This is a genomic window from Thalassobellus sediminis (assembly GCF_044386045.1).
Classification (GTDB): domain Bacteria; phylum Bacteroidota; class Bacteroidia; order Flavobacteriales; family Flavobacteriaceae; genus Thalassobellus; species Thalassobellus sediminis.
The window spans coordinates 1578470-1603745 of record NZ_JBISCD010000040.1 but is presented as its reverse complement, the minus strand read 5'-3'; the positions used below and the strand labels follow the sequence as shown (position 1 = coordinate 1603745).

At 30.5% G+C, this 25276-nt stretch carries 22 protein-coding genes; 14 read left to right on the top strand and 8 right to left on the bottom strand.

Features of this window, described 5'->3' with window-relative positions:
- Positions 1-97: 97 nt before the first annotated feature.
- The 6 genes from ACH5TW_RS13650 to ACH5TW_RS13625 all read right to left on the bottom strand — a co-directional run bounded on the left by ACH5TW_RS13650 (position 98) and on the right by ACH5TW_RS13625 (position 6770).
- Complete coding sequence (locus ACH5TW_RS13650; protein ID WP_439337058.1) at positions 98-1564, bottom strand: magnesium chelatase; 1467 nt, start codon at positions 1562-1564, stop codon at positions 98-100.
- A gap of 2 nt (positions 1565-1566) precedes the next feature.
- Entirely contained in the window at positions 1567-2694 is a 1128-nt protein-coding gene (locus ACH5TW_RS13645; protein ID WP_439337057.1) for a vWA domain-containing protein, read from the bottom strand.
- Between the two features lie 88 nt (positions 2695-2782).
- The gene (locus tag ACH5TW_RS13640) at positions 2783-3460 is read right to left on the bottom strand and encodes a Crp/Fnr family transcriptional regulator (RefSeq protein WP_439337056.1); all 678 of its coding nucleotides are present in this window, start codon (positions 3458-3460) and stop codon (positions 2783-2785) included.
- Positions 3461-3512: 52 nt separating this feature from the next.
- Positions 3513-4352 (bottom strand): universal stress protein, encoded by an 840-nt coding sequence (locus ACH5TW_RS13635; RefSeq protein ID WP_439337055.1) that lies wholly within the window; start codon positions 4350-4352, stop codon positions 3513-3515.
- An 86-nt stretch (positions 4353-4438) separates the two neighbouring features.
- Positions 4439-5488, bottom strand: coding sequence for a response regulator (locus ACH5TW_RS13630; RefSeq protein WP_439337054.1), 1050 nt, complete (start codon positions 5486-5488; stop codon positions 4439-4441).
- Positions 5489-5528: 40 nt separating this feature from the next.
- The gene (locus ACH5TW_RS13625) at positions 5529-6770 is read right to left on the bottom strand and encodes a PAS domain-containing sensor histidine kinase (RefSeq protein ID WP_439337053.1); all 1242 of its coding nucleotides are present in this window, start codon (positions 6768-6770) and stop codon (positions 5529-5531) included.
- A gap of 220 nt (positions 6771-6990) precedes the next feature.
- Between ACH5TW_RS13625 and ACH5TW_RS13620 the strand changes: the two genes are divergently transcribed.
- The 12 genes from ACH5TW_RS13620 (at position 6991) to ACH5TW_RS13565 (ending at position 20937) form a co-directional block, all read left to right on the top strand.
- A complete protein-coding gene (locus ACH5TW_RS13620; RefSeq protein WP_439337052.1) occupies positions 6991-9366 on the top strand; it encodes a heavy metal translocating P-type ATPase in 2376 nt (791 codons plus the stop codon).
- 76 nt (positions 9367-9442) lie between these two features.
- Complete coding sequence (ccoS, locus tag ACH5TW_RS13615; protein ID WP_439337051.1) at positions 9443-9628, top strand: cbb3-type cytochrome oxidase assembly protein CcoS; 186 nt, start codon at positions 9443-9445, stop codon at positions 9626-9628.
- A gap of 11 nt (positions 9629-9639) precedes the next feature.
- Positions 9640-11823, top strand: coding sequence for a cytochrome-c oxidase, cbb3-type subunit I (gene ccoN, locus ACH5TW_RS13610; RefSeq protein WP_439337050.1), 2184 nt, complete (start codon positions 9640-9642; stop codon positions 11821-11823).
- 22 nt (positions 11824-11845) lie between these two features.
- Positions 11846-12031 carry a CcoQ/FixQ family Cbb3-type cytochrome c oxidase assembly chaperone gene (locus ACH5TW_RS13605; RefSeq protein WP_439337049.1) on the top strand — a complete coding sequence of 62 codons (186 nt, stop codon included), beginning with the start codon at positions 11846-11848 and terminating at the stop codon, positions 12029-12031.
- Positions 12028-12969 (top strand): cbb3-type cytochrome c oxidase N-terminal domain-containing protein, encoded by a 942-nt coding sequence (locus ACH5TW_RS13600; RefSeq protein WP_439337048.1) that lies wholly within the window; start codon positions 12028-12030, stop codon positions 12967-12969. Before ACH5TW_RS13605 ends, ACH5TW_RS13600 begins: the two co-directional genes overlap by 4 nt.
- Before the next feature lie 89 nt (positions 12970-13058).
- Entirely contained in the window at positions 13059-14483 is a 1425-nt protein-coding gene (gene ccoG, locus ACH5TW_RS13595) for a cytochrome c oxidase accessory protein CcoG (RefSeq protein ID WP_439337047.1), read from the top strand.
- Between the two features lie 79 nt (positions 14484-14562).
- The gene (locus tag ACH5TW_RS13590; protein ID WP_439337046.1) at positions 14563-15009 is read left to right on the top strand and encodes a FixH family protein; all 447 of its coding nucleotides are present in this window, start codon (positions 14563-14565) and stop codon (positions 15007-15009) included.
- Position 15010: 1 nt separating this feature from the next.
- Entirely contained in the window at positions 15011-15712 is a 702-nt protein-coding gene (locus tag ACH5TW_RS13585) for a sulfite exporter TauE/SafE family protein (RefSeq protein WP_439337045.1), read from the top strand.
- A gap of 131 nt (positions 15713-15843) precedes the next feature.
- Positions 15844-16515 (top strand): TetR/AcrR family transcriptional regulator, encoded by a 672-nt coding sequence (locus tag ACH5TW_RS13580; RefSeq protein WP_439337044.1) that lies wholly within the window; start codon positions 15844-15846, stop codon positions 16513-16515.
- A gap of 6 nt (positions 16516-16521) precedes the next feature.
- Positions 16522-18192, top strand: a complete 1671-nt coding sequence (locus ACH5TW_RS13575) for a peptidase domain-containing ABC transporter (protein WP_439337043.1) — start codon at positions 16522-16524, stop codon at positions 18190-18192.
- Positions 18185-19546 (top strand): HlyD family secretion protein, encoded by a 1362-nt coding sequence (locus ACH5TW_RS13570; protein ID WP_439337042.1) that lies wholly within the window; start codon positions 18185-18187, stop codon positions 19544-19546. The genes ACH5TW_RS13575 and ACH5TW_RS13570 overlap by 8 nt, the downstream gene beginning before the upstream one ends.
- Positions 19543-20937, top strand: a complete 1395-nt coding sequence (locus tag ACH5TW_RS13565; RefSeq protein ID WP_439337041.1) for a TolC family protein — start codon at positions 19543-19545, stop codon at positions 20935-20937. The genes ACH5TW_RS13570 and ACH5TW_RS13565 overlap by 4 nt, the downstream gene beginning before the upstream one ends.
- Positions 20938-20997: 60 nt before the next feature.
- Here ACH5TW_RS13565 and ACH5TW_RS13560 read toward each other — a convergent pair whose 3' ends face one another.
- Both ACH5TW_RS13560 and hemN read right to left on the bottom strand, forming a co-directional pair.
- Positions 20998-21831 (bottom strand): universal stress protein, encoded by an 834-nt coding sequence (locus ACH5TW_RS13560; RefSeq protein WP_439337040.1) that lies wholly within the window; start codon positions 21829-21831, stop codon positions 20998-21000.
- A 55-nt stretch (positions 21832-21886) separates the two neighbouring features.
- The gene (gene hemN / locus ACH5TW_RS13555) at positions 21887-23251 is read right to left on the bottom strand and encodes an oxygen-independent coproporphyrinogen III oxidase (RefSeq protein WP_439337039.1); all 1365 of its coding nucleotides are present in this window, start codon (positions 23249-23251) and stop codon (positions 21887-21889) included.
- Positions 23252-23373: 122 nt separating this feature from the next.
- On the opposite strand from hemN, the gene ACH5TW_RS13550 reads away from it, so the two are divergent.
- Positions 23374-23997 (top strand): YceI family protein, encoded by a 624-nt coding sequence (locus ACH5TW_RS13550; protein WP_439337038.1) that lies wholly within the window; start codon positions 23374-23376, stop codon positions 23995-23997.
- A gap of 90 nt (positions 23998-24087) precedes the next feature.
- Entirely contained in the window at positions 24088-25260 is a 1173-nt protein-coding gene (locus ACH5TW_RS13545; protein ID WP_439337037.1) for an LETM1-related biofilm-associated protein, read from the top strand.
- Positions 25261-25276: the final 16 nt, after the last annotated feature.

Genomic DNA, 25276 nt, shown 5'->3' with positions numbered 1-25276 from the left:
AACAAGAATAAATTCCACTAATAAAACAAAAGCGCATAACCGAAATCATTCGATTATGCGCTTTTTAATATTAAAAAACAGAAATACTTATTATAAACTAGATACCACTTATAAAACTTCCATACGGATCTTTAAATTGAAGACCTTCGGCAAAACGATGTTTACTTAATTGCTTATACTCTACTAAAGCCCAAAGCACAAATTCTTTTGCAAAATAAGTATCCTCTTTATTTAAATTAGGTTGATATTGTGCCAACAAATCATCTAATGGCGCAATACCATCTAATAAGCTTTTATATTCTTTATCTCGTAAGTCGTCTAACAATTGAAAACCTTCTTTTTGATTAAAAAACCAAGACACAATATCATCATAAGGACTTTCATCATCTTGTTTTCTTAGTTTTTCAATCTCAGGAAAAAATTCTAAAAACAAGCTTTTAACAGCTTCACCTATTAAATTATAAGCAACAGCTGCAGCTCCTTCTTGTTCGCCTTCATAAACCAATTCTACTTTTCCTGTAATAGATGGAATGATACCAACAAAATCGCTTAACCGTAACATGGTTATTTTATCACCAGAAATTAACGCACGCCTTTCTGCTGTACTTAATAAATTTTCTAATGCTGTTATACTTAATCTGGCACTCACACCACTTTTGGCATCAACAAATTCATTATCACGAGCTTCAAAAACAATTTGTTCTAATAAATCTCTTGCCAAATCTGGCACTATAACGGTTTGCTTTTGACTTTCAACTAATCGTGCTTCCTGCTCTGTAATGAGTCTTGCAGTTTCAATATCTACGGGATAGTGCGTTAGTATTTGTGAACCAATTCTATCTTTCAGTGGCGTTACAATACTACCCCTATTGGTATAATCCTCAGGATTTGCTGTGAACAAAAACTGAATATCTAAAGGCAACCTTAACTTAAAGCCTCTAATTTGAATATCGCCTTCCTGTAAAATATTGAATAAAGCCACTTGAATTCTTGCTTGCAAATCGGGCAACTCGTTAATAACAAAAATACAACGGTTTGCTCTTGGAATCATACCATAATGAATCACGCGATCATCAGCATAACTAAGCTTTAAATTAGCTGCTTTAATAGGATCTACATCCCCTATAATATCGGCAACCGTAACATCTGGAGTTGCTAATTTTTCGGCAAAACGTTCGCTTCTATGTAACCAATTGATGGGTGTTTTATCTCCTTTTTCTTTAATTAATTCAGTTGCGTAACGCGAAATAGGATTTAAAGGATCATCATTAATTTCTGAACCTTCAACAACAGGAATATATTCATCTAATAAGTTCAACATTAATCTAGCAAGTCTTGTTTTTGCTTGACCTCTAAGTCCTAAAAGATTAATATTATGACGCGATAAAATAGCGCGTTCTAATTCAGGAATCACGGTATTTTCATAACCATGAACACCTTCAAAAGTGGTTTCTTTATTTTTTATTTTCTGAATTAAATTATCTCTTAGTTCGTCTTTGATAGATTTACTTTGATAATTCGCTTTTTTTAAAGCTCCTAAGGTTTTAATATTTTCTATATTCATCTTTATCCTCTAATTCTTTTTTTTCTGTTTGTTTCATAATCTTCAAAAATCATTTCACCTAAACCTTTAAGTCCTGTATAAAATGCTTTTCCTTGATTTGCATAAGTAAACTCTTTTACAAATTGCATTAAGTAATTATCTTGTGCAATCATAAATGTAGTAATAGGTATATGTAAACGACGTGCTTGTTGTGCCATTGCATAACACTTATTAACTATATGAGTATCTAAACCATTACTATTTTTATAATACTCGCCACTAGGCAAACGCAAACAACTTGGTTTACCATCGGTAATCATAAAAATTTGCTTGTTGGTATTTCGCTTCCGTCGTAACAAATCCATTGCTAATTGTAAACCAGCAACGGTGTTGGTATGATAAGGCCCTACTTTTAAATAAGGCAAATCTTTAATTTCTATTTGCCAAGCATCATTACCAAATACTAAAATATCTAAAGTATCTTTTGGGTAGCGTGTGATAATAAGTTCTGCTAAAGCCATCGCCACCTTTTTTGCAGGTGTAATACGATCTTCTCCATAAAGAATCATGCTATGGCTAATGTCAATCATTAATACCGTACTCATTTGAGATTTATGCATGGTATCTTCTACAACCAAATCGTCTTCAGAGAGACTAAAATCACCAATACCATTACTTATTTGAGCATTTTTCAAACTTTCTGTTATTGAGACCTTATCTAAAGCATCACCAAATTGGTAGGCTCTAAAATCGCCTGTATGCTCATCACCTATCCCTGCACTTTTACTTTTATGATTTCCTTGTCCGCTTCGTTTTATTTTTCCAAAGATATGATCTAAAGCTTGTTGTCGAATAGCGCGTTCTGTTTTTGCAGTGATAATAATATCTCCATTTCCGTCTGGGTCTATTTCTTCTTTTATAAACCCTTTCTTTTTTAGGTCTTCAATAAAATCGTCAATAGTATATTCGGCAGTAGTAAGCTTATACTCTTTATCTAACTCGCGTAACCAATTTATGGCTTCATCAAAATCGCCTGAAGTATGTGTTATTAACTCTTTGAAAATTTCAAAAAGCTTATCAAATGGAGATTGATAAGGTGCCTCATATTTTTTAAATACGAAACCTTTTCTAGAAGTATTATTGTTTTTCATAGCTGTATAAAAATACAATATTCTTATACAAGATATAAATTAATGCAATTAGATTTATCTATAGTATTAAAAGCAATTTAGATTAAAGCTACTCTACTCGTTTTAACCCACCTATGTTTTCAATTTTTATTTGCTTGCCTATTGTTGAAATAAGACCTTCTTTTTTAAATTGGGATAATACTCGAATGGCAGACTCGGTTGCAGTACCAACAATATTAGCAAAATCTTCACGTGATAATAAAATACTTAATGTTTTATCTGGATTGACACCAAAACTATCGTGAATATAAACTAAGGTTTCTGCCAAACGTTGACGCACCGTTTTTTGAGCCATGTTAACTATAATATTATCGGCTTCTTTTAAATCATGAGCCATATCCTTTAGTACATCAAATGAAAATTTAGAGTTGGTTTTTAAATCACTAATTATTTCACTTTTAGGAATAAAACAAACTTCCATATCGTTTAAAGCCATTGCTTGTAAGTTTGAAGGCTCATCGGTTATAAGCGAACGTTGTCCTAATAGTTGTCCTTTTACAACCATTTTCACAATCTGATCTTTTCCGTTTTCGCTTAATTTTGATAATTTACAAATGCCATTTCTAATACAATAAACACCATTTATAATTTCACCTTCTTCAAAAATAATTTCTCCTTTTTTAAAAACTCTTGATGTTTTACAACCAGAGATACGTATTAATTCTTCTTTATTTAAAGACTTAAGCGAATTAAATTGTTTAATTATGCATTGTTCACACTTTCCCATAATAACTTTGATGTTTATTAAAACTAACTAAAATGCCCTTTTTAATATTTCTTTAATGCAAAACTAAAAAAGGAATATCAGTGTAATAACTTATTTTTGGAGTTGTTGGGTGAAATAATATTTTTTGAAAATAATTTAAATTTTTAGCTAACATTGCTATTAGATTTATGTTACGACTTTCAACAAAATTCTGAATAGCATCTTCAATATGATTATTAGTTAAAAAATGAAAACTATGTTCATTACTATTAAAATAGTCATCTAAAAACTCTTTATTTTTTTGTTGATCTTCATTTAGCTCAACATCATTTCTTTTAATATTTAAAACCCTTACTGCTGTATGACAAGATTCAATAATATCAGCAATAGGCTGTAATGTTTCGGTAGGATAAAAAAATGAAAAATCTGTTGGAAAAGCGATCTCTTTCAAATTTATGTATTTGGCATTTTCTGGTACCACTAATGTTGTACATTTCACTTTTGTAATGACATTTCCTGTATTGCTGCCAATAGCGAGTTTATTAATACCTGATGCCCCGCGAGTTCCCATGACTATATAATCAATCTTCTTTTCTGCGACCTGTTTTCTAATAGAATTGATAATATAATTATTATCCATAATAGGAAAGCACCTATGACTTGAATTTAAATTTGGCCTTTTATTAATTCGTTTTATAGTTTGTTGTAAAAGTTTTTTTGAAGAATTTTTTAAAACACTTGAAACGGTAGTATCATCAAAAACAGAAATATTTTCATTATATGCTAAAACACCGGAAGTATTAACATGTAATATATAAAAGTTACATGTTGATTTACTAAAAAAACGGAGTGCATACTCAATGGCATTCCATGCGTTTTCAGAAAAATCAGTGGGTATTAAAATATTCTTCATGCTTATCTTCTTGTAAAAAACAAAAATAAATCCATGATGTTTAACGAAATATGACCAATATCATAAATCGCCTATATTTTAATAAATTAAGTTACTTGTTGTAATTTATTTAAATCTAAAATCTTAATATTTCTACCTTCAATTTCGATGATATTATTATCTTTAAAATTAGAAAGTGTTCTTATTAAACTTTCTGTAGCTATTCCTGCTACACTTGCTAAATCATTTCGTGAAATCCTAATAACATCTTCAGGTTTTCTGTTAAGTTTTTCTGCAAATTTTAAGATGGTATTTGCTGTTCTTTTTTTAACAGAACTATAGGCCATTTCTAATAAATGCTCTTTTACATCTGTAAGATCTTCTGTTAATAATTGAATTAACTCTAAAGTTACTTTATGATTATTTTCAAGTACTTCTTTTAGTTGGTTTTTAGAAACACCAACTAAAACAGTTTCTTTTATTGCTGTTGTAGTTTCTTGATATACTGTGTTTTGTGTAAATGATGTATACCCAAACAAATCATCTTCTTTATATAGAGCTGTTGTAAGATCTTTACCTTGCTCATCAAACTTATGAGATTTCACTAACCCTTTAGAAATTAAATAAATATAATTTGAATTTTGGCCTTCTTCATAAACTATATCACCTTGAGTATATTCAACAACTTTACCATTATCATCAAAAAAATTCTTTAAATCGTTAAGTGTTCTAATACCGCCTTCATCTGAAACGTTTTCTTCATTTTCCTCATGTGCATCTTTTAAAATAGCCGCCTTAGCTAATCTGCTTTCTATAGCACTTATAAGCTCATCTTCTTCAAAGGGTTTTGTAATATAATCGTCGGCTCCCAAATCCATACCTTTTCTAACATCTTTACGCTCTGTTTTTGCCGATAAAAATATAAAAGGAATGTATTTGGTACTTTCTGTTTTAGCCAATGCTTCTAAAACGCCATAACCATCTAGTTCTGGCATCATAATATCACAAATAACAATATTAGGTAAATATTTTATAGCTGTTTCAACACCTAATTTACCATTTGGTGCTGTTATTACCTCATAATTAGATAGTTCTAATAATTCTGCTGTATTCTCTCTTAAAACAACATCATCTTCTATCAATAATATTTTCTTCATCTGTTACTTTGTTTTGCTTCATACTAGTTAGATGCAATATCTAATCAGCTTTATTTTGTAATATAATTGTAAATATACTTCCTTTGTTTTCTTCACTAACAAAGCTTATAGTACCTCCTAAGTTTTCTAAATGACTTTTAACAATATTTAATCCAATACCCGTTCCTTGAGCTAGTAAGGCGTTTTCTGCTCTAAAATAACGGTTAAAAATACTTTTTTGGTCTTTTAAAGGAATGCCTATTCCGTTATCTTTTATTTTAAACGTTGTATGTGTTTTATCTTGTTTTACATCAATATCTACAATTGTGTTTTCTGATGAATACTTTATGGCATTATTTACCAAATTTGATAATGCTAATTCTATAATTTTCTCATCTTGATGCAAAGACATATCGTCTATATTCTCTGGATAATTAATTACCTGACCATCTTTTAAAAGCATATTAGCGTTATAAACCACCTCATTTACTACTTTACTCAATTTAAAGGTAGTTAGTTTATAATTCATTTTTCCTGTTTCTAATTTCTCAATAGATAAGAAATCATTTAATATATTATTAAGGTAGTGTACTTTATCAGAAATTGTTTTTATATGCTTATCTCTTCGTTCTTGTTGTTCACTTAATTTATATTTACTTAACAACATTGAGGATGTTAAAATGCCACTTAAAGGTGTTTTAAATTCATGAGACACCAAGGATAAAAACTTTGTTTTTAATTCATTAAGTTCCTTTTCTCTTTTAAGTGCATCACTTATTTTATCTTGAGCTTCAATACGTTTCTTAATTTCAGCATCACGCTCTCCATTTACTATTTTTAATTTTTCAACCGTATTTGTTAACTCATTAGTACGCTCTAGCACTTTCTTTTCTAACTTAGTATTTAATTCTAATAATTCTAATTCTTGTTGCTTACGTATAGAGATATCTATAACCAAAGTCATTATAAAAGTATCACCATTAATTTCTAAAGGATTTAACCCTGCTTCAACTGGAAAAACAGCTCCGTCTTTCCGAGCTCCATATAAATCTCTACCACGTCCCATTTTTCGGCTTTCCTTTTTCTCCATAAAGCCATCAAAATGAGCGCCATGATTTGAATGATAGGTTTTAGGAATTAAAACATTGAGATGCTGATTGTAGAGTTCCTCTTTAGTATAACCAAACATACTTTCTGAAGATTTATTGGTAGCTACAATTTTTTGGTGTTTATCTACTACAATTACCCCTTCTGAAACAGCTTCAAAAAGTACATTAAAAACATTATCCTCGCTTTGAAACATTAGTTACTATAGTATTGCTGTTTAATTAACAGTGTTAAAATCATAAATATTATGCCTTTAATAATAGGTCTATTTAATTTAAAATACTGATTAATAAATTGTTTCCAATATTTCATATAAATATTCTTGTTTTGTAAAATTAAGTAAAACATGATAAATATCATATTTATAAAGCACATCTTTTTTCAATTTTGACTCAGGTAAAAATGAGCAAATAATAATGAGTAAAGACACATGTTTTCACTGTGGTTTAGAGGCAACTTCTGCTAAAATCACATATGAGGATAAAGCATTCTGCTGTAATGGTTGCAAAACCGTTTATCAGATTTTTTCTGAAAACGATTTAAGTTGCTATTACGATTTACAAGCTGCGCCTGGTGCAACTCCCAAAGACATAGAAGGTAAATACAATTTTTTAGAGAACACAAAAATAATAGAGCAATTGCTCGAATTTAATAATGCTACTACTCAAATAGTAACGCTATATATTCCGCATATTCATTGTAGTTCTTGTATTTGGATTTTAGAGAATTTAAACAAATTACATCCTGATATTAGTTCTTCAATTGTCAATTTTGGTAAAAAGACCGTTCGAATAAATTTCAACATAGAATTATTATCATTAAAGGAACTCGTTATACTATTAAGTAGTATTGGTTATGAACCTTTTATTAGTTTAGATGATTATAGCGTTGGCAAAAAACACATAAACCGAACACTAATTTATAAATTAGGAGTAGCTGGTTTTGCCTTTGGCAACGTCATGTTTTTATCATTTCCTGAATATTTTCAAGTCAACGAATTTTGGTTAGAACAGTTTAAACCACTATTTAGATGGCTTATGTTTGCTTTTTCTGTTCCTGTTGTTTTTTATTCGGCTCAAGACTATTTTATTTCAGCATACAAAGGCTTACGTACAAATATTTTAAATATTGATGTACCCATAGTTATAGGTGTTACCGTATTATTTATTAGAAGTACTACCGAAATTATTTTAAATACAGGCTCTGGTTTTTTCGATAGCCTCACAGGACTTATTTTCTTTCTATTACTAGGGAAATTTTTTCAACAAAAAACCTATACTTTTTTATCTTTTGAGCGCGATTACAAATCGTATTTCCCTATAGGAATTACGAAAATAACAGATAATAACAAAGAAGAATCTATTCAAGTTTATGACATTGAAAAAGGCGATCGGCTATTAATTAGAAATGAAGAATTAATTCCTGTTGACTGTATTTTAATTAAAGGAAGCGCACGTATAGATTATAGTTTTGTTACTGGCGAATCAAAAACCGTTTCAAAAAAATCTGGAGAGAAACTATTTGCTGGCGGAAAACAACTCTACGGAAGCATTGAAGTTGATGTTTTAAAATCGGTAGAACAAAGTTACTTAACTCAACTTTGGAGTAACGATGTTTTTAAAAATGATAAAGAATTATCGTTTACAAACATTACAAACAACATTAGCAAACGTTTTACTATAGTTATTTTATCTATAGCGCTTTTAGCAACGACATTCTGGTTATTTACAGATTCTAGTAAAGCATTAAACGTATTCACATCTGTTTTAATAATTGCATGCCCATGTGCTATAGCGTTAGCAACACCATTTACTTTAGGAAATATTTTACGCATTTTAGGAAAGAAAAAGTTCTACCTTAAAAACGCTAGTGTTATTGAACAACTATCTAAAATAAACACCATCATTTTTGATAAAACTGGTACGATTACAACTAATAAGGAAACAACCATCAAATATGAAGGTTTCGAACTATCTGAAAACGAAGAATCCTTATTAAAAAGTACATTACGGGGCTCTAACCATCCTTTAAGCAGGTCGCTTTACCAACTTTTAAACCAACATGACATTGTAACATTAGACATTTATGAAGAACATCTAGGTGAAGGTATTACAGCTTCTTATAAAAATGCAAATATTAAAGTAGGGTCGGCATCTTTTATAGGCCATTCAGCACATACAGCTACTTTAGATACATCAGTACATGTAAGTACAAACAACTCTTACAAAGGTAAGTTTACCTTTTATAACACGTATAGAAAAGGATTATCTCAATTATTCAATATTCTTAAAAAAGAATTTGATTTGGTAATTCTCTCAGGTGATAATTCAGGTGAAAAAAATAATTTAACCAAATTACTACCTACAAAAACAAAACTGCTTTTTAACCAAAAACCAGAAGACAAGCTTGAATATATAAAATACCATCAAAGCGAAGGCTCTAATGTATTAATGATTGGTGATGGCTTAAATGATGCTGGTGCATTGGCTCAAAGTAATGTGGGTATTGCTATTTCAGAAAACGTAAATGTTTTCTCCCCTGCTTGTGATGCCATTTTAGATGCTTCAAAATTTAATCAGTTATACAATTATATAAAAATTTCAAAGTCGGCTATAAAAATAATTAAATGGAGTTTTTTTCTATCATTTATCTATAACAGTATCGGACTTTATTTTGCAATCACTGGTCAATTAGCTCCTGTTGTTGCAGCTATATTAATGCCTTTAAGCTCTATTAGCATTGTAGCTTTTACTACAATTGCCACTAATATTTTAGGTAGAAAATTAGAATAAAAAAAATGAAACATGACGAAAGTCATATTTTAAAAATTGATATGAAAGTAATTTTGAACCATAACTTCAAGTAGGTATGAGTGTTATTTATGTATTACTAACAATAAGTGTTATTGTTGCTGTTGGCTTTTTTATAGCATTTATTATGGCTGTAAAAAAAGGACAGTACGACGATAGCTACACACCATCTGTTCGCATGTTATTTGAAGACGAACTTATTAAAGAAACTTCCAAAAAAACAATACTAACCAAAAAAGATTAATAACTATAATTATGGAAATGCAACAGTTTCATTACGATAATAAAATCGTTAAAAATTTCATATACGCCACTATGCTTTGGGGCGTTGTGGGTATGCTAGTAGGACTACTACTAGCTTTCATGTTTTTATTCCCAAACTTAACCGATGGAATTTCATGGCTAAGTTTTGGTAGATTAAGACCATTACACACCAACGCTGTTATTTTCGCATTTGTCGGAAATGCCATTTTTGCTGGTATATACTATTCTACACAACGCTTATTAAAAGCTAGGATGTTTAACGACACCCTTAGTAAAATTAATTTCTGGGGCTGGCAACTTATTATTGTTGGAGCAGCTATAACTTTACCTCTAGGTTTTACAACATCTAAAGAATATGCCGAATTAGAATGGCCTTTCGATATTGCAATAGCACTTGTCTGGGTAGTATTTGGGTGGAACTTAATTGGCACCATTTTAAAAAGAAGACAACGTCACTTATATGTTGCCATTTGGTTTTACATTGCCACATTTGTTACCGTTGCAGTGCTTCATATATTTAATAGTTTAGAGCTACCAGTAAGTGTTTTAAAAAGTTATTCAGTGTACGCTGGTGTACAAGATGCCTTAGTACAATGGTGGTACGGACACAATGCTGTAGCATTCTTTTTAACAACACCGTTTTTAGGTTTAATGTATTACTTTGTTCCTAAAGCGGCTAACAGACCTGTGTATTCATATAGACTATCTATTGTTCACTTTTGGTCTTTAATATTTATATACATCTGGGCAGGACCGCATCACTTATTATACACCGCTCTACCAGAATGGGCTCAAAATTTAGGAGTTGCATTTTCTGTAATGCTTTTAATGCCTTCTTGGGGTGGTATGATAAACGGATTATTAACACTTCGCGGAGCATGGGATAAAGTACGTACAGATCCTGTTTTAAAATTTATGGTTGTAGCCATAACAGGTTATGGTATGGCTACTTTTGAAGGCCCTACTTTATCTCTTAAAAACGTTAATGCCATTGCGCATTTTACCGATTGGATTATTGCACACGTACACGTAGGTGCTTTAGCGTGGAATGGGTTTATGACCTTTGGAATGATTTATTTTTTAGTACCAAAACTATTTAAAACAAAACTTTACTCTATAGGCTTAGCAAATCTTCATTTCTGGATTGGCACCTTAGGCATTATTATGTATGCCTTACCAATGTATGTTGCAGGATTTACACAAGCAAGTATGTGGAAACAATTTAACCCTGATGGCACACTGACGTATGGAAACTTTTTAGAAACTGTTACCGAAATTATGCCAATGTATTGGATGCGTGCTATAGGTGGAACGTTATTTTTAGTAGGGATGCTTATATTAGTATTTAACATTATTGCAACCATAAAACAAGGTAGCAAAGTTGAAAACGAATTAGCAGAAGCTGTTGCTTTAGAACGCGTTACTAAAAAACGTACTTCTAGCGAAGGTTGGCACACTTGGATAGAACGCAGACCAGTTCAATTAACACTTTTAGCAACCGTAGCTATTTTAATTGGAGGCATTGTACAAATTATACCAACCATTATGGTGAAATCTAATATTCCAACGATAGCCAGTGTAAAACCATATACTCCTTTAGAATTAGAAGGTCGTGATATTTACATTCGTGAAGGTTGTGTAGGTTGTCATTCACAAATGATTCGTCCATTTAGAAGTGAGGTAGAGCGTTATGGCGAATACTCTAAAGCTGGCGAATATGTTTACGATCATCCATTCCTTTGGGGAAGTAAACGTACGGGGCCAGACTTACATAGAATAGGGTCTAAATATTCAGAAAACTGGCACTTTAATCACATGTATGATCCACAAAGTACCTCATCGGGTTCAATCATGCCTCGTTATCCTTGGCTAATTAAAAATGAATTAGACAAGTCGCAAATTGAAGCTAAAATGAAAGTTATGGTAACCTTAGGAGTTCCTTATACTGAAGATGAGATAACGAATGCGCAAGCAGATATGTTGGCACAAGGCACAAAAATTGAAGAAAACCTTTATACCGATCCAGACTTTGTAAAAACCTATGAAGCAGATAAAAAATTCGCTTCCGAAAGCGGGGAATCATTTGTAGAAATGAAAAACAGAGAAATAGTAGCTGTTATAGCATATTTACAACGTCTGGGCTCCGATATTAAAGTAGATATATCACAAAACTAAAACTAACCATAAAATTATAACTATGTTAAAATTTGCAAAAAACTATATGGAGAGTATTACGGATATTGAAATTTACCCAATAATTTCTCTTCTCATCTTTTTCACATTTTTTGTAGTGCTCTTTTTATGGGTATTTACTGCTAAAAAAGACTATATAAAAACTGTAAGTAACATTCCATTAGACAACCAAAACGACGATATATTATGAGAAATTTAATCCCATCTTGGATTCGTGTTCCTGTAGCATTTTTTGTTATTTTCGGAGCCGTAGAATTCTTTATAGATTCTGGAGAAAAACCTGCCTTTATTGAATACCCTGTAGTATTACTATTTTTATTTTTAGTACTACTTATATTAATTGCTATTGAAGCTATTATTGGTGCTTTAGAAAATGTGATGCTTCATAAATTAGATGAAGAAGCGAAAACCCGATTTTTAGCAGAAAAAAATAAGTCGTTTAAATTTACATGGTTATCAAATATCTACAAAAAGCTTGCAGGTGTTGACAAACCAATAGAAGAAGAACACGAAATTATTTTAGACCATAACTATGACGGCATTAAAGAGTTAGACAACAACTTACCGCCATGGTGGATCTATTCTTTCTATATTTCAATTATTTTTGCAGCTGTATACTTATTACGATTCCATGTATTTGAAGGCGAAAATCAATTTGATGAATTAGAGACGGAATTAGCCGATGCAAGAATAGCTATTGAGAATTATAAAAAGACAGCTAAAAATTTAGTAGATGTTAATACGGTTACACTATTAACAGAAGCTTCAGACTTAAGTGCTGGTAAAACAATATTCGAAACAAACTGTGTTGCATGTCATATGGCAGATGGTGGTGGTGGTATTGGTCCGAATTTAACGGATAAACACTGGATTTTAGGTGGCGATATAAAAAGTGTATTCAAAACGGTTTCTGAAGGAGGACGTTCAGGAAAAGGTATGATTGCTTGGAAACAACAACTAAAACCACTGGAAATGGCACAAGTAGCAAGTTATCTTTTAACATTTCAAGGTACTACACCAGCAAACCCAAAAGATCCACAAGGAGACCTTTGGGCCGATGAAAATGCAGAAACAACCCCTATAGAAATGAACACCACAGAATTAGATTCGTTAACTGTTACCAACTAACAACACTAGTTCATAGAATCAAGGATTAGCAAGATTAATAGCTTAAAACTTCCGTTAATTCTTGGTTCTTATTTTTAAACCCAAATAAAATGGAAACGCCAGAAAACGAAACATTTAGAGACTCTATTGGCACCATTACCAAAGATGGTAAACGTGCTTGGGTTTTTCCTAAAAAACCAAGTGGCAAATTCTACAAATACAGAAAATGGGTTAGCTATTGTTTATTGGCATTTTTATTACTGTCGCCATTTATAAAAATAAATGGCAATCAGTTTTTAATGTTCAATGTTTTAGAGCGTCGTTTTAATATTTTTGGTTTTCCGTTTTGGCCACAAGATTTTCATCTGTTTGTTATTTCAATGATTATTGGGGTTATTTTCATAACATTCTTTACTGTTGCTTTTGGTAGAATATTTTGCGGTTGGATTTGTCCGCAAACCATTTTTATGGAAATGGTTTTTAGACGTATTGAATATTGGATTGAAGGAGATAGAGGCAAACAAATTAGACTTTCTAAACAACCGTGGAATGCAGAAAAGATTAGAAAGAAAGGATTAAAACTAATTATATTTCTCATTATTTCATTCATTATTGCTAATGTATTTTTAGCATATTTAATAGGAAGTGATAGACTTATTCAATACATAACAGATGGTCCTTTTAGTCATGTAAGCAATCTTATTTCTCTGCTTATTTTTACAGCTATTTTTTATTTTGTATTTGCCTGGTTTAGAGAACAAGTTTGCGTTATTGCTTGTCCGTATGGCAGATTACAAGGTGTTTTATTAGACAATAAATCGATTATTGTAGCCTACGACCATAAACGTGGTGAAGGCGAAAATGGAAGAAAGAAATTCAGAAAAAGTGACGATAGAGCAGCTTTAGGACATGGCGATTGTATTGATTGTTCGCAATGCGTACATGTTTGCCCTACAGGTATTGATATTAGAAATGGCACACAATTAGAATGTATAAACTGTACCGCTTGTATTGACGAGTGTGATAGTATTATGGATAGCATTAATTTACCAAAGGGCTTAATTAGATATGCTAGCGAAGACAATATTGAGAAGAAATCTACTTTTAAATTAACAGCTAGACTAAAAGGCTACATTGCCGTACTTGTTATTTTAATAGGCTTATTAACAGGTATGCTGTTTTTAAGAAATAATGTTGAAGCTAATGTTTTAAGATTACCAGGACAGTTATACGAACACAAAGACAATAACATTATTAGTAATGTGTTTACCTATAAACTAGTTAATAAAACAACTAAAGAGATAGATCATGTTAGTTTAAAACTACTATCTCATAAAGGAACATTGAAATTGGTTTCTACTAGCGATGAGTTTGTAGTACCAAGTCAAGGTATTGCCAAAGGCACTTTATTTATTGAAATTAATAATTCGGTATTATCTGGAGATAGAAATAAAATTAAAATTGGTATTTACCAGAACGAGAAACTTATTGAAACCACAACGGCTAATTTTTTAGGACCGAGAAGTTATAGATAATTTGATATTTAATAAAGTGTTTGATAAGAAGTCAAACTCAAAAATAAAGGAAAAGTATAAAAGTTAAAATATAAAAACTATGAAAATTAATTGGGGAACAGGAATTATACTTGCATTTATAGGCTTTATAAGCTTTATCATGTATTTTATCATCACCATGAATGTAAACAATAAATACAGTCATGATTTAGTAACTGAAGATTATTACGCTGAAGAATTAAATTATCAAAACGATATTAATAAGCTAACAAATGCTAATAATTTAAATCAAAAAATTACATATAAGAAATCAGCTAAGGGACTAATTATTAATTTTCCTAATGATATTGATTTTTCAAAAATTAAAGGAAAAGTGTTCCTATATAGACCATCTAACAAACAGTTAGATTTTGATACTGCTATTTCATTATCTAAACCTTATTTGCTCATACCTGACAATCGTTTGGTAGATGGTCGATGGAACATTAAAATAGACTGGCAATTAAACAACCAATCTTATTTATACAAAGAAACAATAAATTATTAATATGCTTATTTCAGCATTTTTTTTAGGGCTATTAGGAAGCTTTCACTGTATTGGCATGTGTGGACCTATTGCTTTTATGCTTCCTTTAGACAGAACAAATGAATTCAAAAAAATATATCAAATCACTATTTACCATTTTGGTAGACTTTTAGCTTATAGCATTATTGGTTTGGTTTTTGGCCTTATAGGAAAGAGTCTTTATATTTTCGGATTTCAACAGCAACTATCTATCACTATTGGTGTTTTAATGATATTAGTTGTTTTAATTCCACAAAAAACCTTTAATAAATTCAACTTTTCTAAGCCTATTTACAAACTTATAAGTAAAGTTAAATCGGCATTAGGACAGGCATTAAAGAGAAAAACAGCAGACACGTTTTTAACCATTGGATTTCTTAATGGCTTTTTACCTTGCGGATTAGTATACATGGCTCTTTTTGCTGCTATTGCTGGAGGCAATGCTTTAAACGGAAGTTTATACATGGCTGTTTTTGGTTTAGGCACTATACCTTTAATGACCTCAGCTATTTATTTAAGTAACTTTTTGAAAGGCAGTGTTAGACAAAAAATACAAAAGGCCATTCCTGTTTTTGTAATACTAATTGGAGCATTATTTATTCTTCGTGGTTTAGGACTTGGTATTCCTTATATCTCCCCTGCTCTAACAAATGAAACTGTTACTAGTAGCATTAATTGTCACTAGAAAGAAACACCTTTTTTTAAACATAATTACATCGTTATTTTTTTAAGAAATATTAATTATTTCATAAAAACATATTTTTATTTTCAATATTAATAGTATTACTATTATATTTGCACAAACAAACATTAAACATGAAAACATTACTATCTAACTTAAAAATAACTGTTCCTGAAAAAATCTACATAAAGGACCCAGAGTCTTCGGCTTTAGGCAAGCGCATAATAAAAGAAAGCATAATATTAATTGATGATATTGGTTTTGACTCTTTTACTTTTAAAAAACTAGGAGTTTTAATAGGTTCAAATGAAAGTTCTATATATCGTTATTTTGAAAGCAAACATAAATTACTTGTGTATTTAACGTCTTGGTATTGGAGCTGGATTGAATATCAACTTGTTTTTGAAACACATAACACTTCTGATGCTTTAGAAAAACTAAAACGTGCCATAGAAATTGTATCTAGAACCATTAAAGAAGACAGTAATTACTCACATATAAATGAAATAATTTTAAATCGTATTATAATAAATGAAAACTCTAAGTCATTCTTAACCAAAGAAGTAGACAAAGAGAATAAAGAAGGGTATTTTTTTGCATACAAAAGAATAGTGTACCGTTTACGTGACATGATTTCACTAGCAAACCCTAAATACGTATTTGCATCAAGTTTAGCAAGTACTATTATAGAAGGTAGTTTACATCAGCACTTTTTAAAAAATCATTTCAAATCAATTACGGATTGTAGAGAGAATATAACACCAACAGATTTTTATATTCATTTAGTATTAAACGCCCTAAAATAACAAAATATGGAGAAACAAATCATGTCACCTTGGCAACGCTTAATTGGATTATTGCAACTTGAAAAAAAAGATATTCTACAAGTTTTTTATTACGCTATATTTTCTGGAATAGTTGCATTATCGCTACCGTTAGGTATACAAGCCATTATAAATTTAATTCAAGGTGCACAAATATCCACTTCATGGATTGTATTAGTTACTTTAGTAACCTTAGGAGTTGCTTTTTCAGGCGCATTACAACTTATGCAGTTACGCATCATTGAAACCATACAGCAGCGCATTTTTATGCGTTCATCATTTGAATTAAGTTACCGTTTTCCAAAAATTAAGATGTCTGAATTGCGTAATTACTATCCACCAGAATTAGCAAACCGTTTTTTTGACACCTTAACCATTCAAAAAGGATTATCAAAAATATTAATTGATGTCCCAACTGCAATTTTACAAATATTATTTGCTCTTATTTTGCTATCCTTTTACCATCCATTTTTTATTCTCTTTGGGGTTTTACTACTTGTTTTAATATTTATAGTTTTTAAGTTCACTGCTATAAAAGGACTTGAGACTAGTTTAAAAGAATCTAAAAACAAGTATAAAGTAGCTCATTGGATACAAGAAATTGCAAGAACAGTAATTAGTTTTAAACTTTCTGGCAGTACCAATTTAGGTGTAAACAAAAACGACATTTTAGTAAACGATTACTTAAAAGCCAGAGAAAATCATTTTAAAATATTAATCATTCAGTTTATTCAAATGATTAGCTTTAAAGTTATTGTTACAGCTAGTCTACTTTTAATAGGAGGAGCACTAGTACTTAATCAAGAAATGAATATTGGCCAATTTGTTGCTGCCGAAATCATTATTTTATTAGTAATTGCTTCTGTAGAAAAATTAATTCTAGGTTTAGAATCTTTTTATGACGTTTTAACATCTATTGAAAAAATAGGACAAGTAGTAGACAAAGAATTAGAAACACAAGACGGTGAAAATCCAACATTTGAAGACCATGTAAATATTGAATTAAACAAAGTTTCTTATGCCGTACCAGGCAGAGATATAAAAATAGTTAATAATATTTCATTTAATATTACTTCAAAAAGTAGAATTTTAATTCTTGGAGAAAGTGGTTCTGGAAAATCATCATTACTTAGGCTCATAGCTGGAGTTAACGAACCTACAAATGGTAATATATACATCAATAATTTACCAATTGGCAGCTTAACTCTAAACCATTATAGATCACAAATGGGGTTATCTTTAACAGAAGAGACGCCTTTTGAAGGCTCAATAAAAGAAAATTTAACCTTTGGTAACCAAGCCATAACAGATGAAGAAATTTTTGATATAATGAACAAAGTTGGGTTAATGGAATTTATAAAAGAACAACCTAAAGGGTTACATACAATTTTATACCCAGATGGCAAACAAATGTCTCATACGGTATCTAAAAAGATCATATTAGCAAGAGCCATTCTTAAAAAACCTAAGGTTTTAATTTTAGAAGATGCACTAGACCGATTTAATATTAAAGAAACTAATGCTATTACTAATTACTTATCTCATAAGGATAGGCCTTGGGCACTAATTGTTGTTAGCGGTAGTAGCCGATGGAAAACGAAATGTAACCAAATTATTGAATTAGAAAAAGGCACCATTAAAAACATAAACCATGCTTAACATATCTCATAATAAATTAAATAATACAGTAGATTTATTAAAGTATAAGTCTAGCAAAAACATTTTTAATAAAGAATATTACAAACGTTTCAATCAGTTTTTATTACTAGTTGCAATTATTGTAGTCGTTGTGCTATTTCTTCCCTGGACACAAAATATTACAGGACAAGGTTTAGTAACCACTTTAAAACCAAATCAACGACCACAGACATTACAATCTCAAATACCTGGTCGTATTGAAACATGGTATGTGCAAGAAGGTGATTATGTAAATAAAGGCGATACCATTTTAAGAATTTCAGAAATAAAAAGTGATTATTTTGATGATAAATTAGTTGAAAGAACAAACACTCAAATAGAAGCAAAATCATCATCAGTTGGAGCTTATGAAGGCAAAGTACAAGCTTTAAACAGGCAAGTTTCTGCTTTACAAAGCGAGCAAAAACTAAAGATGCAACAAACGCAAAACAAACTATTACAATCGCGTTTAAAAGTAAAAAGTGATAGCATCGATTTAGAAGCTGCTAAAACCAATATTAGCATTGCCGAGCGTCAATTTAATCGTATTCAAACCCTACAAGAAGAAGGCTTAAAAGCAGTAAAAGATGTAGAAGAAAAACGCTTAAAACTTCAAGCAACACAAGCCAAACTTATTTCGCAAGAAAACAAATATTTAGCTAGTAAAAATGAAATTCTTAATGCACAAATAGAACTATCTAGAATTACTGCACAATATGCCGATAAAATATCGAAAGCACAAAGCGATATGTATACAGCACAATCTAGTGGGTTTGATGCGCAAGCACAAGTTACTAAACTTGAAAACGCTTATACAAATTACAAAATGCGAAACAATTTACTATATGTTACGGCTCCACAAAATGGCTATATAAATAAAGTATTAACAGGTGGTATTGGGGTTACCTTTAAAGAAGGAGAAGCTCTTGTTGGCATTATGCCTGCACAATACGATTTAGCAGTTGAAACCTATGTAAAACCAATAGATTTACCTCTTTTACATAAAGGCGAGCATGTGAGAGTTCAATTTGACGGATGGCCAGCAATAGTTTTTAGCGGATGGCCAAATGTATCTTATGGCACCTACGGCGCTAAAGTAGTCGCAATTGAACGATTTATTAGTGACAACGGAAAATATAGAGTATTACTAGCACCAGATGAAACAGACCATGAATGGCCTGAAGCTATACGGATTGGTTCTGGTGCAAAAACCATTGCACTACTAGAAGATGTCCCTATTTGGTTTGAATTATGGAGGCAAATTAACAGCTTTCCTCCTAACTATTACCAACCAAAAAACAATAGTAAAACAGCTTCAAAAAAAGATAAAAAATGAAAATCTATATAGCAAGCCTATTTTTATTTATAAGTAGTTTCCTTTCTGCACAGGACAGTTTATCTGTTATTAGCCTGACAGAATACTTAGGGTATGTAAAATCATTTCATCCCATTGTAAAACAGGCTAATTTAATCATTAGCGAAAGTGAAGCAAAACGAATGAAAGCTCGTGGTGCCTTTGATCCTAAACTAAAAGTTGATTATGACAGAAAAAAGTTTAAAAACACCGAGTATTATGATAAATTAAATACTTCATTTAAAATACCTACTTGGTATGGTGTAGAATTAAAAGGAAACTTTGAAGAGAACTCTGGGGTTTATTTAAATCCAGAAGCTACAATTCCTGAAGGTGGTCTTTACAGTGTTGGTGTTTCTGTAGCTGTTGCTCAAGGCCTACTTATAAATAAGCGCATGGCCATGCTTAAACAAGCAAAAATGTTTGTAAATCAAGCTAAAGCAGACAGGCAACTTTTAGTTAACAACATTTTGTACAATGCCACTATTACCTATTTTAATTGGTTAAAAACATATAACGAAAAACGCGTATATGAAGATTTTTTAACCAATGCCGAAATGCGATTCAATGGCATAAAAAGAAGTTATGAAACAGGAGACAAACCTGCTATTGATACTTTAGAAGCACGAATTGCTCTTAACAATAGAAAATTAAATTTAGAGAAATCGAAAATTAAATTTATAAAATCATCATTAGAATTATCTAACTACTTGTGGTTAAATGAAAATACACCCATTGAAATAAAAGAAGGTATAACTCCAGATTTAAATACTTTTGAAACTATTGATATGGTTTTAAATACATCAATTTTAGATATTGAAAATACAGATTTGGAAAATCATCCTAAGTTAAAATCGTTAGACTATAAATTTCAAAGTTTGAATATTGAAAAGCGTTTAAAACTAAACAACTTATTGCCTAAAATAGATTTACAATATAATTTTTTATCACAAACACCAGAAGTTTCAAGATCATTTAGTACTTCGGCGTACAAAAGTGGTTTAAATATTAGCTTTCCTCTATTTTTAAGAAAAGAACGAGCCGATTTAAAATTAGCTAAACTAAAGTTACTAGATACTAAATTTGAAATTCAATCTACAAAAGTAACTTTGAAAAATAAAATCAGCGCTATAAATCAAGAGCTAGCATCTTTTGTTTTGCAAAACAATTATACTAATGTTATTGTTGATGATTACAAAAAAATGTTAATAGCAGAAGAGCGTAAGTTTTTCTTAGGAGAAAGCTCTTTATTCCTAGTAAACTCTAGAGAATCAAAACTTATTGATGCTAAACTTAAAGCTATTTCTCTTGAAAATGATTTCTTTAAAACAAAGGCTAACTTATTTAATGTACTAGCTGTATCTATACTATAAAAAAAGGAGCTTATTAAAAAACAAACTCCTTTTTTAAAATTAGTATGTCGACTACAAATTTTAAATCTTAAAGGTTATAACCGGCAGTGTTGCATGATTAGCGACATCTTCACCCACACTGCCTTCAAAAAAATGTGCCAATCCTTTTTTTCCATGTGTAGGTATTGCAATAATATCTGCTCCTATTTTATTAGAAAAACTTAAAATACCATCTTCAATACTATAATCGGATACATAATGCACATCCTTCATACGTTCTAAATTACCTTCTGCTTTTGTAAAGAAATTAACAACACGTCTTTCAATTTCTAAAGAACTTTTAAATCTATCATTAGGAAGGTTAACATATACAAAATACATTTTAGAACCTATTTTATTAAACATATTTACTGCATTAATGTATGGCTTAATACATTCTTCAGAAAAATCACAAGCAAAAGTAACCACTTCAAAATTAATTTGATTTACTTTATTTTTAACAACTAAAACAGGTATATCTGCATTTCTAACAACACGTTCGGTATTAGAACCTACAAAAATATCTTTTACACCACTTGTGCCATGAGATCCCATTATAATAAGATCTGCTCCATGTTTTTTAGCAACATCATTAACCTCACTAAAAACTTTAAAATGTTTAATAATAGGTGTTACTTTAATATCTTTTAAATAATCCTTTTCAATAAATTTTTCAAATTTTTGCTCAGACAATTTAATAAAGAAAGCTACTTTTTCGTTTTGAAGCCCTTCAGAAGCTGTATATACTAAATCAGACATTTCTAACATGTGAAGCGCTAAAATCTCAGCATCATACTTTTTAGCTAATTTAGCTGCTGTTTCTAAAGCATATTCTGAATATTCAGAAAAATCGATGGGTACAATAATTTTTTGCATAATATTTGATTTTAGATTCCCACATTAGCGAGAATGAAATTATTAAATTAATATATTAAACCGTCATTGAAAACAACTGTGTATCGGGTTTCTTGCGTTGTAATAACAAATCGAAAGCCATACATATATTCCTAACAAATGGCTGGCCTTTTTTTGTAACCTCAATAGTTTTAGAGTTTACAATAAGTAATCCATCACTTTCCATTTCTTTCAACCTTATAAGTACTTCTGGAAGTTCTTTAAAGCAAAGAGAATCATTAGACCAACTCGTTTTAAACTGACACATTAAATTAAGAATATGCTTTCTTATAATTAAATCTTCTTCATTTAAAACATGTCCTCTGTAAACAGGCAATGTATTTTCACTTAACAACTGATAATAATCTTCTATACTTTTTTCATTTTGAGCAAAACCATACCAACTATCACTTATTGCAGATACACCTAAACCAATCATAGCTTGTGTTTTTGAAGCAGTATAGCCCATAAAATTTCTATGTAAATTTCCCTTTTCCATAGATTGATATAAACTATCTGTTTTTAATGCAAAATGATCCATTCCTACTTCGGTATACCCAACTTCAGCCAATAATTTTTTCCCTATTTCATATTGCTTTCTTTTAAGCTCCGGTGTTGGTAAATCATCATCACTAAAACCACGTTGCCCACTCCCCTTAATCCATGGTACATGCGCATAACTGTAAAATGCTAATCTATCTGGAAGCAAAGCTTTTGTTTTTAAAATGGTTTCTTCAACATGTTCTAATGTTTGAAATGGAAGTCCGAAAATAATATCATGACCAACCGATGTATAACCAATCTCTCTTGCTAATTCTGTAGCGCGTTTTACATTTTCAAAAGGTTGTATTCTATGAATGGCTTTTTGCACCGTTTTATTATAATCTTGCACACCATAACTAACACGTCTAAACCCAACATTATAAAGTGCTTCTAAATGTTCGCGCGTTGTATTATTAGGATGCCCTTCAAAACTAAACTCATATGTATCTGCTAATTCAGAATCTTTTAATAACCCTTTAATTAATTTTTCTAAATTTTCTGGACTAAAAAAAGTAGGCGTACCACCACCTAAATGCAACTCTTTAATAACTGGTTTTTCGTCAAATAATTCTAAATATAATTGCCACTCTTTTAAAACAGCATTTATATACGGGCTTTCTACATTATGTTGTTTTGTTATACGCTTATTACAACCACAAAACGTACATAAACTTTCACAATATGGTAAATGAATGTATAAACTAATACCTTCTTTTGTATTACTCTCCCTAACCGACTTTATTAATGACTGCCTCCAATTACTCAAAGAAAAAGTCTCTTGATTCCAATACGGAACCGTTGGATAACTCGTATAACGAGGCCCTGCTATATTATACTTACTAACTAATGAACTTGACATACCTAACATTTAGAATCAAAATTATAGGATTGCTAATGTTAAAAATATGATATATATCATATAGAGTATTTGCTATCCGTTCATTATTACATAACTTTACAGTAAATAAAAATTTTCTAAAAATGAAAAAATTAAGTTTTCTAGTTATTGTTTTAGCTATTAGTTTGGTAGCATGTAAAAACGAAAAAAAGAATGAGCAAAAACCTGAAGAAACAGCTCCAAAAGTAACTTTTGTTGTTAAACCCGAAGCGACCTCTGTAAAATGGACCGCTTATAAAACTACAGATAAAAAGCCAGTTGGTGGAGAATTTAAAATTTTAAAGTTTGAAAACAAATCGGGTACAACACCTCAGGAAGCTTTAAACAATTTAAGTTTTTCTATTCCTATTAGTGGTGTGTTTACAAATGATGCTACGAATACTAGAGACGCGAAAATTAAAACGTCTTTCTTTGGAGCTATGTTAGACACCGATATTTTAAAAGGTACTATTAAAGTAACTAACAACAGTTATTCTGCAAGCATTACTATGAATGGTGTTACTCACGATTTACCTTTAGATGTAACAATTACAGAAGAAAGACGCGTTAAAATGACAGGAACTATGAACCTAAAAGATTGGGACGCTTTAGGTGCTCTAGAATCTTTAAACAAAGTTTGTTTTGATTTACATAAAGGAGCAGATGGCGTTAGTAAAACATGGGAAGATGTCGCTATAGAAGTGAATACTTTTTTACGAAAAAATTAATTATTGCAAATAATAATAAAAATTTAAACCAAAATTAAGCTGCTTTAACGAGCAGCTTTTTTATTTTTATAAAACTAATAAACCAAATGTATGAATCCATCAGCGTCGGGTTGGATAAAAAAATTACTTAAAGAAGTCAGTAAAAATGATTCATTATTAAATTACAATGAAGTATCTTTTTATGATGATTTAAGAACATGCGGTTTTATTTATGGTAGCAACTTAGGTGTTATTGGCAACATAATAGCTAAAAATGATCTTACTGAAGAAGAACTTTGTAAAACGAATTTATCACTTGCTTTTCTACATACACATCATAAATCTGGTAACAAAACTAAGTTTACAGATAGCATCATAGTATTTTACACTGCTATTAACGAACTTAAATTGTCATTTTTTCACGGATTAATAGGAGGCAAAAAATCGGAAGAACAACTTGAAAAAATATTACATAAACGTGTTCAAATTGACGATAATTTTTTAACTAAAAACTTCAACTACTTTGTAATAAACGCTTTGTTATATGTTGACATATTGGCTTATAATGAATATTTAAAAAAGGGTAATATTACTAGTGATTATATAAAAACCCTAGAAGCGGCTATTTCATCTATTTCATTAGAAGTCTTAAATTCAAAGAAAATTAAGAACCAATATGACGACAGTCTAATTAAACTATTTGAAGCATCACTAAGATATCAAAACAATAATAACATCAATTATGAGAAAGCCATATCATTGGTTAAAAACATGCAAGAGGCTCACTATATTTTAGACATTGCATGTATGGCTTCTTGGAGCGATAGAATTATTGATAAAAACGAAAAACGTTTTTTATTAAAACTAGGCTCAGACTTAAATTTAAACACCAGTCAAATAAACAAATCAATAAAAACAGTTAATGATTTTTATACAGTTAACAAAGACAATATTGCGCTATTAAGTTCCAAAAACATTGTACAAAGTTTTTATAATAATTCTAGTAGAATGGTAACTAAATTAATTACCAGAAATAGCAAACGTCTATACCAAGAATTAAAAGATAGCAAAGAACTTATGGTACTAATATCGCAATCTACCATAAGAGATTTAAATACTGAAGAACAAAAAAAAGTACAAGAACAACTTTTAGATATATTTAAATCTATTCCTAGTCTCGCCATCTTCTTATTACCTGGCGGCGCATTATTACTACCGTTAGTTGTTAAATTTATACCCAAATTACTACCATCTGCTTTTGATGAAAACAGAATTGAAGACTAAAAAATATGTTTTCTGT